Source organism: Saccharothrix stipae, assembly GCF_054781895.1.
In genome coordinates this window covers 826,467-839,132 of record NZ_BAAGTN010000007.1, presented here as the reverse complement: position 1 = coordinate 839,132, position 12,666 = coordinate 826,467, and the positions used below count along the sequence as shown (strand labels likewise).

Here is a 12,666-nt window from a genome sequence, read left to right as displayed (position 1 = left end):
CAGACGCCCGAACGGCGGCGCACGATGTCCGCCATGGACGCCCTTCCCGCCGGTCGCACCGTCCGGCCGCCACGGCCCGAGGACGCCGAGCTGATCCTCGGCCTGGTGCACGCCTACACCACGGCGGTCATCGGGTTCGCCGACTACACGCTGGAGGACATGCGGGACGAGCTGACCCGGCCCGGCTTCGACCTGGAGCGCGACGCGTGGCTGGTGCTCGACGCGGCGGGCGCGCCGGTCGGGTACGCGACGGCGGACGGCAAGAGCGGCAGCGACCAGGTCGACGTGGACGTGGTGTCGGCCGATCCGGTGGTGGCCGACTGGCTGTTCACCAGGGTGCTGGACCGGGCCCGCGAGATCGGGCGCGCGAACGGGCACGACAAGATCACCGCCGACCAGGGCGTCTACCGCGACGACGTGGCGTTGCGGGCGCGGGTCGCGGCGCTGGGGTTCGAGGTCGCGACCACGTTCCACCGGATGCGGATCGACCACGTCGGCGACGTGCCGCCGCCGGCCGCGGTGCCCGGGCTGGTGCTGCGGCAGGGCGTCGACCCGGACGTGCGGCGGGCCGTGCACGAGGTGTGGAACGCGTCGTTCGCCGGGCAGTTCGGGTTCGTGCCGAAGACCTACGAGGAGTGGCACGAGAAGCTGGAGCGCAGGTCGATCTTCGACTGGTCGGGGCTGTGGCTGGCGGAGCTGGACGGGCGGCCGGTCGGGTTCCTGGAGTGCACCGACCAGTTCGCCGACGAGGGCTGCGGGTACGTGGGCCACCTGGGCGTGTCGGCCGACGCGCGGGGTCGAGGGGTGGCGAAGCACCTGCTGGGGCACGCGTTCCACCTCGACGCGTCCGCCGGCCGGGTGGGCACGGTCCTGCACGTCGACTCGAACAACCCGACGCCCGCGCTCGGCCTCTACGAGTCGGTGGGGATGCGACCGGTGCTGGTGATCGACGTCTGGCGCGGCCGGTTCGCCTGACCGGCCGCCCTCACGGGAGGCGCTTCACGTAGCGCAGTTCGACCACGTCGCGGTCGCCGATGGCCTCGGTGCGCGTGACGCCGTCCGGCGCGAAACCGGCGCGCTCGTAGAACCGACGCGCCCTCGGGTTGGCCTCCAGCACCCACAGCATCACGCCCGGCGCGGTGACGTCGGCCAACGACGCGTCGAGCAGGTCCTGCCCGACGCCGCTCCCCCACGCCGTCGGCTCCACGTAGATGGCGTGCAGCTCGACGAAGTCCAGTTGTCGCAGGTCTTCGTCGCGTGCCGGCCCGGTCGAGGTGAACCCGACGACCTCACCGGCCTCCGGGCCGGTCGCGACCAGGACCACGTCACCGCCCGCGGGGGCCTCGACGAGCGCGCGACGCCACCCCTCGGCCCGCCGTTCCCAGCTCAACGCGGCCAGGAACCCGTCCGGCAGCACGCCCCGGTAGGCCGTCTGCCAGGTGGTCGTGTGCACGCGCGCGATGCCCTCGGCGTCATCCGGCACCGCGCGGCGGATCGTCGTGCGCCCCACGCTAGGCGCCGCTCTGCACGTCGATGGCCCACTTCCCGTCGACCTTGACCAGCGTGTAGACGTGCTGCTCGGTCTGGGTCCCGCCGGACTTGAAGGTGTACGAGACCGTCGCCGCCACCTGATCCGGCCCGACCGCGCGCACGTTGGTGACGTTCACCGCGCTCATCCGACCCCACCAGGCCTGGTAGTCGCCGAAGCTCGGCGACCTGGTGGCCTTGAACCGGTCGGTGAGGCGACCGTAGGCGGTTTCGAGGTTGCCCGGCAGCAGGCCGTAGTAGTCGCTCAACGCCTGGTCCGGGCCGATCTCTGCGGGTGGTGGGTCCGAACTCGGGGCGGTCGTCGGCTCCGGCTGCGTGGTGGTCGTCGTCGTGGGCTGGTCCTCCGCGCTCGTCTGGGCGGGCGGGTTCGCCGCGGCGGTGTCCGACGTCGGCTGGGCGGCGGCCTCGGTGGTGGTTGTGGTCGACCCGGCCGACGGTGAGTCGCGCTCACCCCGGTTGAGCAGGTACACCACGGCGGCGACGGCGATCAGCGCCACCACCGCGAGCGCGACGAGCGCCTTGCGGTCGCCTCGTTTCCCCTCGGCGGGCGGGCCGGCGTCGGCCGGGACGGGTGGCGGCGGCACGGGGCGCGCGGGCGGGGGCGTGGGTCGGGACGGCGCCGGCTCGGGCTCGACCTGGTCGGCGGCCGCGGCGGCGACGGGCACGGCGGCGACGGGCGCGGGCGCGACGGGCCCGGGCTCGGCGGGCTTGGCTGCCTGATCGGGCACGGGATCGGGTTCCGGCACGGGTTCCAGGGGCGAGGCCAGGATCGCGGTCGGCGTCGGCGGGGGCGCCGGGACCGGGGACGGTGTCCCGTCGAACCGCACGGTGCGCAGCATCTCCGCCGCGTCGGCCATGGTCGGGCGGGTCTCCGGGTTCGAGTCGAGCAGGCGCATCAGCACCGGCGCCAGCGGCCCGGCGTTGCGCGGCGGCGGGAACCGGCCGTCGGCGACCCGGTGCAGCAGGGCGATGGTGTTGCCGTCCACGCCGAACGGCGGCGTGCCCTCCAGCGCCGCGTACAGGGTCGCGCCCAACGCGAACACGTCGGCCGGGAACTCGCCCTTGCCGCCGCGCGCCACCTCCGGCGCCAGGTAGGCGGGCGTGCCGACGAGCATCCCGGACGCGGTGACGGTCACCTCGTCGGCCGCGCGCGAGGTGCCGAAGTCGGTGACCTTGACCGTGCCGAACTCGGTGACCAGCACGTTGCCGGGCTTCACGTCCCGGTGCATGACGCCGGCCGTGTGCGCGGCGGCCAGCCCGGACGCCAGCTGCACGCCCAGCCGGGCCACCTCTTCGGGCGGCAGGGTGCCGCGTTCGGCCATCACCGTGGCCAGGCTGCGCGACGGGAGGTACTCCATGATCAGCCACGGGTGGCCGTCCTGCTCGACCACGTCGTACAGGGCGATCACGTTGGGGTGCGTCAACCGGGCCGCGATGCGCCCCTCGCGGATCGCGCGGTCGATCGACTCCTGGTCGAACCCGCTGCGGGACAGCAGTTCCTTGACCGCGACGATGCGGCGCAACCGCTGGTCCTCGGCCCGCCACACCACCCCCATCCCACCCGTGCCGATCCGCTCGGTCAGCCGATACCGGCCTGCGATAGTGCGGTCCTCCGCCACCCGTGCTCCCAACGTCGCGCGCACGTCCGGCGACGGGGGTACCCGATCGGGTTACCTCTCGAACGTGCGTTTCAGTCGTAACACTTCCACTGGTGGTTTGTCCCTTCACCACGCGGGGGCCGCCCAGGTGAGCTGCGCGCCACTTCGCGGTACCGCGCCCGCGGACCGGCAGAGTCCTTTGTGGACTGATCGGGAACGGTGCCGGTTGTGCTCCCCCGTCACCGTGATCACGGCCCGGCGGGAGGCCGCCGAGGTCGAGCGGCTAGGAGGGGCGCGTCAGGCCTGACCACCGGCGACCGTCGACCAGCCCGGCCGGCACCTCCACCGGGTCGTCGTCGAACAGGGCGCGCACCGGGCCGTCGGGCAGCAGCACGCCGTGGTCGGTGACGACGGCGACGTACCCGCCCACCCGCAGGTCGCCGACGACGGTGGCGGGGAAGAACCCGCTCGGTGGCCCGTCGGCGGCCGTGCCCTCGCCGGTGGCCGTGATGGCCGCGGTGGCCGCGAGGACGTCGAGCGCGTCCTCGTCCGCCGACCGGTGGACGATGCCGTCGAACGGCAGCCAGGCCACCCGTTGGCGGTACCGGTCGGCGGTGTGCAGGACCAGCCGCAGACCGGGTTCGACGCGGACCACCACCCGCGCGGCCGGTCGGGGTCCCGACAGGAGCCGGCGGGCGGCGAGCCGGGCGGCGGCCTGGCGTGCGCCCTGGACCGCGGCGACGAACCCGATCACGCCCACCACCAGCCAGAGCGTCGGGTGGTCGCCGCGCCAGGCCCACGTCGCCAGCGCCACGCACGCCACCAGCGACAACCCGATCAGGCCCGAGCGCAGTCGCGGTGCCCGGCGGTAAACCGGGTCGTCGTCCGGCAGGGTGATCGTCACCGGTGCGGCCAGTTCGGCGAACGTCCGGCGCTGCCGTCGTGGGCCGATCAGGAACCGTGCCAGGGAGTAGGCGCAGAACGCGCCGTTCACCGCGAACGGGATGACGACCGACGGCGGTTCACCGGCCACGCCCAGCAGCACCACCGAGGTGATCGCGACCACGCAGCCCAGCCGCGGCCGGGCGAACAGCACGAACGGGGTGGCGAGCACGACGAGGTAGCGCACGCCGCGCGGGATCGGGGCGTCGGCGTCCGAGCCGTCCGCGGCGAGCGCGAGCACGAGTGCGACCAGCCAGGTCAGGTTCGCGATCAGGATGCGGCCGTTGCGGTGAGCGGCCGGCTCGCGCCACCGCCGCGCGAACGCCCAGTCCAACACCGGTGCCGGGGGTCTGCCCATGCCGTCGATCATGCCCGCCAGCGCGGGACGTCGGTGCCCCACACCGTCGGCGGGTGGTCCCACGTGCCCCGGTCGGTCAGCGGCGGGCGGGCGTGGCGGAGCGTGCCGTAGGGCGAGGGGGTCTCGACCAGCCACGGTCCGGGGTCGTAGGCGCCGCGGGTCGGCGAGGGTTCGACGTCGTGCAGCAGCCAGGACGCGGTGCCGGCCAGCGACAGCCGGACGTGCCGGCCCCCTGGTCCGGCGAGGGCGCGCAGGACGGCGGCGGCGAGCAGGTAGCCGGTGCCGTGGTCGAGGGCCTGCGCGGGCAGGACGCCCGGTGTGCCGTCGGTGCTCTCGACGGCCGCGATGCCGGTGGCGGCCTGGACGAGGCTGTCGAACCCGCGCAGGCCCGCCCGCTCGCCGGTGTGGCCCCACGCGGAGAGCTGGGCGATCACCAGGTCGGGACGTGCGGCGTGCAGGGCTTCGGGCGCCAGGCCGTGGCGGTCGAGCGCGCCGGGCCGGTAGCCGGTGACCACGACGTCGGCGCGGTCGAGGAGGTCGTCGAACGCCCGCCGGTCGTGGCGGTCGGCGAGGTCGAGGAGGGTGGAGCGCTTGCCCAAGCCGGTGTCCGCGTGTGCGTCGCGGTCCTCGGGCAGGTGCGGTGAGTCGACGCGGAGGACGTCGGCGCCGAGGAACGCCAGGGTGCGGGTGGCGACCGGACCGGCGATGACCCTGGTCAGGTCGAGGACGCGGACACCCTCGGCCGGACGTGAGGACGGTGGGAGGACGCGTTTGCGGGCCTCGGTGGCGCGCGTCTCGACCAGGGGGCGTCGGGTCTGATCGGGTTCGGTGGCCACCGCGACGGCCAGGCCGCCCGCGGCGTAGACGGTCTCCTGGACCTCCGCGGCTCGGCGGGTGGCCAGCTCGCGGGCCAGGGCGGTGCGGTCGTCGGCCACGCGCAGGGCCGCCAGCAGCGCGTCGCGGTGGTGCGGGTAGTTGGCGTGGGTGCGCACCCAGCCGTCGGCGGTGCACCAGAACCCGGACAGCGGCGCGAACGTGGCACCGGGGCGCCCGTCGATCCGGAGGTGGCGTTCGCTGGTGAACGCCGTGGCCACGGCCGCTTCGTGCACCGTCACGGGTGGGATGGCGGTGTTGTTGCGCACGGCGGACAGCTCGGCCGCCGCCAGCGCGCACGCGCCCACGGTGGCGCGCGCCATGTCCCGCACGGGGAGGCGTGCGCTCAGCACGTCGCCGGCGGGGGTGTAGTCGACGGTCAGGTCGGGTCGGCCGCCGAGTGCCGACCAGGCGTGCGCTGTCACGGGGTCCACCCGGGCAGTGTGCTGCTCGCGGCGGCCGTTGGTGGTGGTCGGCGGCTATAAGGTCGATCACCATGGACTACCCGATCGCGCGTCGTCCCGGGTTCGACCCGCCGGCGGAGTTCGCGTCGTTGCGGTCGCGGGCGCCGGTGTGCCCGGTGTCGTTGCGGCACGGTCAGCAGGCGCACCTGGTGACCCGGTACGACGACGTGCGGGCCGTGCTGCGCGATCACGGCCGGTTCTCGTCGGACCCGAGCACGCCGGGGTTCCCGCAGTTGCGGCCGGTGGTGGACCGCAAGGCGGCGCCGGGCAGCTTCCTGGTCACCGACCCGCCCGAGCACACCCGGTACCGGCGGATGCTGACCGGCGAGTTCACCGTGCGGCGGATGAACGCCCTGCGGCCGGAGGTGGAGCGGATCACGCGGGAGCGGTTGGCGGCCATGCGGTCGGGGCCGCGGCCGGCCGACCTGGTGACGGCGTTCGCGCTGCCCGTGCCGTCGGACGTGATCTGCCTGTTCCTCGGGGTGCCGGTGGCGGACCAGGAGTTCTTCTCGACCCGGAGCCGCGCCCACCTCGACCGGTCGTTGTCGGCGGAGCGGGTGCGGGCGGCGTTGGAGGAGCTGCACGAGTACCTGGCCCACCTGGTCCGCGCGCGTCGCGAGGTGCCGCGCGACGACCTGATCAGCCGCTTGGTGCGGGAGCCGGGGCTGAGCGACGAGGAGGCCGTCGGGATGACCGTGCTGCTGCTCGTCGGCGGGCACGAGACGACCGCGAACTCCATCGCGTTGTCGGTGCTGGCGTTGCAGCGGGACCGGACGCGGTGGGAGGCGCTGGTCGCCGAGCCCTCGTTGGTGGAGAACGCGGTGGAGGAGCTGTTGCGCTACCTCAGCCCCGTGCACCACGGCGTGGTGCGGGCGGTGGCGGGTGAGGCGGCGGTCGGCGGGTCGGTGCTCGGTGCGGGCGAGGGCGTGATCGCGTCCCTGTTCGCGGCGAACCGCGACCCGGCGGCGTTCCCCGAGCCGGACCGCCTCGACCTGCGCCGGGACGCGCGCACGCACCTCGCGTTCGGCAGCGGTGTGCACCAGTGCATCGGCCACCTGTTGGCGCGCTTGGAGATGCGCGTCGCGCTGGGTGCGTTGGTGGCCGAGCTGCCCGACCTCCACCTGGCCGTGCCGTTCGAGCAGGTCGAGTTCAGGTTCGACGCGCCGATCTACGGCCTCCGGTCGCTCCCGGTCACCTGGTGATCCCGCCACCGCGGATCCCGCCACCGCGTGCCCGCTGAGCCGGGCGACCTGCCGTGACGGGTGGCGCCGGCGCCCGCGGGTCGGCCCGCGGGCGCCGGGCCGTCACTCCCCCGTGCCGAACGCGGCGTCGAACGACGCGGCGGGCGGGTCGAACAGGTGCCGCCGGATGAAGCCGACCGCTTCCTCCGCACCGCGCAACCGGTCCATCCCGGCGTCCTCCCACTCCACCGAGATCGGCCCGGTGTACTTGATCGCGTTCAACGCCCGGAACGACTCCTCCCACGGCACGTCGCCGTGCCCGGTGGACACGAAGTCCCACCCGCGCCGCGGGTCGGCCCACGCCAGGTGCGACCCCAGCCGACCGTTGCGCCCGTCGAACCGCTTCTTCGTGTCCTTGCAGTCCACGTGGTAGATCCGGTCGGCGAAGTCCAGGATGAACCCGACCGGGTCCAGGTCCTGCCAGACGAAGTGCGACGGGTCCCAGTTGAGGCCGAACGCGGGCCGGTTGCCGACCGCCTCCAGCGCCTTGCGCGTGGTCCAGTAGTCGTAGGCGATCTCCGACGGGTGCACCTCGTGCGCGAACCGCACCCCCACCTCGTCGAACACGTCCAGGATCGGGTTCCACCGCCGGGCGAAGTCGGCGTACCCCTCGTCGATCACGGCCTGCGGCACGGGCGGGAACATCGCCACGTACTTCCAGATGGAGGAACCGGTGAACCCGACGACGGTGTCCACGCCCAAGCGTGCCGCGGCACGAGCGGTGTCCGCCATCTCCGCGGCGGCACGCTGCCGCACGCCCTCCGGCGAGCCGTCGCCCCAGATCCGGGCGGGCAGGATCGCCTGGTGCCGGAAGTCGATCGGGTCGTCGCACACCGCCTGCCCGACCAGGTGGTTGGAGATCGTCCACACGTCCAGCCCGTACCGCTCGAGCATCGCGCGCTTGGCCGGCACGTAGTCGTCGTCCGCCAACGCCTTGTCCACCTCGAAGTGGTCACCGCCGCAGGCGATCTCCAGCCCGTCGTAGCCCCACCCGGAGGCGAGCCGGCACACCTCCTCGAACGGCAGGTCGGCCCACTGGCCGGTGAACAGCGTGACCGGTCGGCTCATCGCAGGTCTCCAATCGTGGTCCAGGTGGACTGCCGGGCAGCGCTGTCCTCGACCGCCGCCAGCACCCGCTGCACGCGCAGGCCGTCGGCGAAGCTCGGCGCCGGGTCCCAGCCGGCCGGGGATTCGGCCGAGCCGCCGATGGCCCTCAGGAAGTCCGCCGCCTCGTGCGTGAACGTGTGCTCGTAGCCGATCAGGTGCCCCGGCGGCCACCACACGCCCATGTACGGGTGGTCGGCCTCGGTGACCAGGATCCGGCGGAACCCGGCCGCCGAGCCGTCGTCGGCCGAGAACACCGACAGCTCGTTCATCGACTCGAAGTCGAACGCCAGGCTGCCGCGGGTGCCGTTGACCTCCAGCCGCATCGAGTTCTTGCGCCCCAACGCGTACCGGGTCGCCTCGAACGTGCCCAGCGCGCCGGACGAGAAGCGGGCCAGGAACACGGCCGCGTCGTCCACGGTCACCTCGCCGCGCCCGTCGCCGTCGGGCCGCGAGTGGACGAACGTCTCGGTGGTGGCGCTGACGCCGGTGATCAGGTCGCCGGTGACGTACTGGGCGGCGTCCACGATGTGCGCGCCGAGGTCGCCGAGGGCGCCCGAACCGGCCTGCTCCCGCCGCAGCCGCCACGTCATCGGCGACTCCGGGTCGGACAGCCAGTCCTGCAGGTACACCGCGCGCACGTGCCGGACCTGGCCGATCCGGCCTTCCTCGACCAGCCTGCGGGCCAGCGCGATCGCGGGCACCCGCCGGTAGTTGAACGCGACCATCGACCGCACACCGCGGCGGGCCGCATCCGCCGCGGCGGCGGCCATCGCCTCGGCTTCGGCGACCGTGTTGGCCAGGGGCTTCTCGCACAGCACGTGCTTGCCGGCGGCGAGCGCGGCGAGCGCGATCTCGGCGTGCGTGTCGCCGGGGGTGCAGATGTCGACGAGGTCGACGTCGTCCCGGGCGACCAGCGCGCGCCAGTCGGTCTCGACCGCGGCCCAGCCGTACTTGGTCGCCGCATCCTTGGTGCGCACCGCGTCACGTCCGCCGAGGACGGCCAGCCGGGGCGTCAGGGGCACGTCGAAGAACCGGTGGACGCTGCGCCAGGCGTGCGAGTGCACCGCGCCCATGAACGCGTGGCCGACCATGCCCACGCCGATCTCTTCCGTCATCAACAGCCTTTCGCAGCGGTGTCGGGCCGAACCTGGTCGAGCGCGCGCACCGGGGAGGTGGTCACCGGTGTCCGTCATCCCGAGCAGGGTCGGGCAGGGTCATGCCGGGGCCCCTTCGCCCGGACGGTGGTCCCGCACCGGCACGACGGTCGGGTCGTGCAGCACGCGGCGCAGCGCGGCCAGCGCCGCGCCCTTGCCACCGGCGGTGAACCCGAGCGTGGAGGCGGTGACCCGGGTCCTCGCCCGGTCCGGCGGCGGGAGCAGCCAGTCCTGCAACGCGGCGAAGTAGCCGCCGAGCACGACCTTCTGCGGGTCGAGCAGGGCGGCGAGGACCGAGATGCCCGACGCCAGCGCCGCGGCCGTGCGGTGCAGCGCGTCTAGGGTGCGCGCGTCGCCGCGTTCGGCGCGGGAACGCAGGATGGACATGCGTTCGCCCGGTGCCAACTCCGGGTCGTGCACCTGGTCGTGCCGCGGCGCGCAGGCGTGCAGGAACGCGTCCAGCCCCACCTGCGTCCCCCAGCAGCCGCGCCGGCCGCACGCGCAGTAGGTGCTGCCGAAGGGGTCGAGCACCAGGTGGCCCACCTCGCCCGCGTGGTTGTCCGCGCCGCGCACCAGGACGCCGTTGGCGATCACGCCCGCCGTCACGTTGTGGTCGCCGTTGAGGTAGACGAGGTGGTCGACCGGGTCGGCTTCGTGTTCGGCGTAGGCGGCGAGGTTGGCCTCGTTGTCGACGTCGAACCCGCCGACGGGCAGGCCGGTCCGCGCGGCCAGACCGTCCACCACGGCCACCTCGCGCCAGCGCAGGCACGCGGCGGACGCGGTGCCGGCCGCCAGGTCGGCCCGGCCCGGGATGGCGACCGTGATGCCCGTCCAGCTCGCTCCCGGCACGTCGGCGAGGGCCTTGCGGGTCAGGTCGGCGAGCCGGTCCAGGGCGTGCTCGGGTGCGCTGGTGTCGCAACTGGTCTGCCGGCGCACGAGCACCTCGCCGGTCAGGTCCGTGACGGTCGCGCCGAGGTGGCCGGGGTGGACGTCCAGGCCGATCCCGCACGCCGCGCCGGTGCGCAGCCGGACCAGCTCGCCGGGCCTGCCCCGGGTGGCCCCGGTGCCCGCGCGTTCGGTCAGGCCGCGTTGTTCGAGGTTCGCCAGGAGCGGGGAGACGGTGGCCTTGGACAGGCCCGACCAGGCTGCCAGCTGGGCGCGGGACAGCGCGCCCCGGCCGCGGAGGGTGCGCAGGAGGAGGGCGAGGTTGGCCTCGCGCCTGCCTTCGGTCTGCGCCTGCATCGAGTCTCCGACTTCGTGGGTCGTTCGATCGAACGAGGTTCGGCCAGCTCACGCTCCGGGGTGGGTTGCGGCAGATCCTGGCAGTAGGCGGCGTGATCTGACAAGAACTTGGGCCGACTTTTGTGTTCTCGTTGCAAAAGTCGGCCTCGGTTTGACGGAAGGGTACGCCGTGCGATTGCTTTCGCGAACACGAAGGACGTGCGCGTGGGTCCTCGATCGCGCGGGCGCCGGAGGTCAGCCGGCCGGGGAGAACGCGCGGTCGGTCGCGGACCAGGCCGCGCCCGTCACGCCCGCCAGGTCGCCGAGCTCCGACAGCACGATGGGCAGGTTGCCCGTGGCCAGCGGCAGCGAACGGCGGTAGACGGCGCTGCGCACCTCGGCCAGCAGCGAGTGGCCCAGCCCCGACACGCCGCCGCCGATGACGACCATGCCCGGGTTGAGGAAGCTGACCAGCGACGCGACCACGTGCCCCAGCCGCCGGCCGCCCTCGCGCACCAGGTTGGCCGCGGCGAAGTCGCCCGCCGCGGCGGCGGTGCCGACGTCCGCGGCGGTGAGCGCGCCCTTGTCGTGCAGGGCGGTGGCCAGGGCGACCGAACGCCCGCTGCGCGCCAACGTGGTGGCGTCACGGGCCAGCGCCGAGCCGCCGAAGTAGGCCTCCAGGCAGCCGACCTCGCCGCACGCGCAGGCCGGGCCGAAGTCGTCCAGCCGGATGTGCCCGATGTCGCCCGCGGTGCCCGCCACGCCACGGTAGACCCGTCCACCGAGGACTATCCCGCAGCCGATGCCGGTGCCGACCTTCACGAAGATCAGGTCTTCCAGCGACCGGGCCACGCCCGCGTGGCGCTCGCCCAGCGCCATGGCGTTCACGTCGTTGTCCACCGTCACCGGGCAGCCCCAGCGGCCGGCCAGCTCGTCGCGCACGGGGTAGCGGTCCCAGCCGGGCATGATCGGCGGTGCGACCGGCATGCCGTCGCGGAAGCTCACCGGACCGGGCAACCCGATGCCCGCGCCGATGAGCCGGCCCGACGCCTTGGCGTAGACGACGTCGGCCAGCTCGGCGACCCGGCTCAGCACCTGCGCCGGACCGCTGCGGACGTCGCAGTCCTCGCTGCGGCTCTCCAGCACCTCGCAGCGGCCGTCCGTGACCGCGACCGTCACCGACGTCGCGCCCACGTCGACGCCGAGCACGCGCAGGTCGTCGGCCAGGTGGACCAGCGTCGACCGCCGCCCGCCCCGGCTCGCCGCCGGTCCGCCGACCTGGACCAGGCCGACGTCGATCAGCCGGGCGAGTTCCGCGGTCAGCTTGGCGCGGGGCAGTGCCAACCGTTCGCCCAGGGCCACCCGGGACATCGCGCCCTCGTCGCGGAGCAGGGCCAGCAGCTCCGACTGCCTGCCGGAGACCACCCGCGGCTGCTGGCCGCCGCCCGTCGCGCTGCTCATGGCACCAATTTACGGCCGGCGCTCCTCCAGGTGCGCGGCGATCAGGGCGGCGTGGGACAGCGGCGTCCTCAGCTCCGCCACGTCGCCGTTCGTCGTGTAGTCGAGCAGCACCACGTCACCCGCTCCGCTCAACTCCGCGAGGGCGGCCACCTCCGCCGCCGCCCGGTGCTCCAGCACCCAGCGGTAGGTGGGCAGGTAGATCGCGCGCCGCGCCTGTTCGTAGGACAGGAGGCGATCGCCGGTCAACCCCTCGCGGTGGCCGCGCACCGGACCGAAGCGCCGGACCGTGCGCTTGAGGCCGGCCATGGTCCGCACGTCGAGCTTGGCCGCGTCGACGTCCGCGCCCTCGAAGACCTTCAACGCCTGCCAGACGCCTTCCACCGACTGCGCCGTCACGCCCGGTGTGAACGGCACCGGTATGCCCCCGTGCGGGTAGAACGGGCTCAACCGCACCCACGGCTCGGGCCCCTTCGACGTCACGTCCACCACCGACGCCCCCGGATGCGTCCTCGCGAGCCACGCGGCACCCCGCCGCCTGCTCGCCACGTGCACCGCCACGTCCACTCCCCTCTTCGACACCGCGATGGTGCCAAAGGGGTCCGACAACCCCGGCCGCCGGAAGGTCGAGCAGGCGATCGGCGCGCGGAACACCAGCGCGAACACCACATCCACGCCGGACGTTCCGGTCCTCGGGAATTC

At 74.1% G+C, this 12,666-nt stretch carries 11 protein-coding genes; 2 read left to right on the top strand and 9 right to left on the bottom strand.

The genetic code is table 11. The annotated features are described in order from the left end of the window. Positions 1–33 precede the first annotated feature (33 nt). Positions 34–975, top strand: coding sequence for a GNAT family N-acetyltransferase (locus tag ACYVLT_RS16450; protein WP_461121051.1), 942 nt, complete (start codon positions 34–36; stop codon positions 973–975). 10 nt (positions 976–985) lie between these two features. Here ACYVLT_RS16450 and ACYVLT_RS16445 read toward each other — a convergent pair whose 3' ends face one another. The 4 genes from ACYVLT_RS16445 to ACYVLT_RS16430 form a co-directional block, all read right to left on the bottom strand. Continuing rightward, entirely contained in the window at positions 986–1,510 is a 525-nt protein-coding gene (locus ACYVLT_RS16445) for a GNAT family N-acetyltransferase (RefSeq protein WP_461121050.1), read from the bottom strand. 1 nt (position 1,511) lies between these two features. Continuing rightward, positions 1,512–3,167: a serine/threonine-protein kinase gene (locus ACYVLT_RS16440; protein ID WP_461121049.1), complete on the bottom strand. Its 1,656-nt coding sequence runs from the start codon at positions 3,165–3,167 to the stop codon at positions 1,512–1,514. Positions 3,168–3,429: 262 nt separating this feature from the next. After that, positions 3,430–4,446 carry a hypothetical protein gene (locus tag ACYVLT_RS16435; RefSeq protein ID WP_461121048.1) on the bottom strand — a complete coding sequence of 339 codons (1,017 nt, stop codon included), beginning with the start codon at positions 4,444–4,446 and terminating at the stop codon, positions 3,430–3,432. A gap of 8 nt (positions 4,447–4,454) precedes the next feature. Next, positions 4,455–5,753 carry a CoA transferase gene (locus tag ACYVLT_RS16430; RefSeq protein WP_461121047.1) on the bottom strand — a complete coding sequence of 433 codons (1,299 nt, stop codon included), beginning with the start codon at positions 5,751–5,753 and terminating at the stop codon, positions 4,455–4,457. A gap of 62 nt (positions 5,754–5,815) precedes the next feature. Between ACYVLT_RS16430 and ACYVLT_RS16425 the strand changes: the two genes are divergently transcribed. After that, positions 5,816–6,985 carry a cytochrome P450 gene (locus ACYVLT_RS16425; protein WP_461121046.1) on the top strand — a complete coding sequence of 390 codons (1,170 nt, stop codon included), beginning with the start codon at positions 5,816–5,818 and terminating at the stop codon, positions 6,983–6,985. Positions 6,986–7,087: 102 nt separating this feature from the next. Here the strand turns inward: ACYVLT_RS16425 and ACYVLT_RS16420 are convergent, their stop codons facing one another. The 5 genes from ACYVLT_RS16420 to ACYVLT_RS16400 form a co-directional block, all read right to left on the bottom strand. After that, complete coding sequence (locus ACYVLT_RS16420) at positions 7,088–8,092, bottom strand: sugar phosphate isomerase/epimerase family protein (RefSeq protein ID WP_461121045.1); 1,005 nt, start codon at positions 8,090–8,092, stop codon at positions 7,088–7,090. After that, entirely contained in the window at positions 8,089–9,246 is a 1,158-nt protein-coding gene (locus ACYVLT_RS16415; RefSeq protein ID WP_461121044.1) for a Gfo/Idh/MocA family protein, read from the bottom strand. The genes ACYVLT_RS16420 and ACYVLT_RS16415 overlap by 4 nt, the downstream gene beginning before the upstream one ends. Positions 9,247–9,345: 99 nt before the next feature. After that, positions 9,346–10,527, bottom strand: a complete 1,182-nt coding sequence (locus tag ACYVLT_RS16410; RefSeq protein ID WP_461121043.1) for an ROK family protein — start codon at positions 10,525–10,527, stop codon at positions 9,346–9,348. A gap of 234 nt (positions 10,528–10,761) precedes the next feature. Then, positions 10,762–11,967, bottom strand: a complete 1,206-nt coding sequence (locus ACYVLT_RS16405) for an ROK family transcriptional regulator (protein WP_461121042.1) — start codon at positions 11,965–11,967, stop codon at positions 10,762–10,764. A gap of 9 nt (positions 11,968–11,976) precedes the next feature. Further along, positions 11,977–12,639 carry a DUF6939 family protein gene (locus ACYVLT_RS16400; RefSeq protein ID WP_461121041.1) on the bottom strand — a complete coding sequence of 221 codons (663 nt, stop codon included), beginning with the start codon at positions 12,637–12,639 and terminating at the stop codon, positions 11,977–11,979. Between the last annotated feature and the right edge of the window lie 27 nt (positions 12,640–12,666).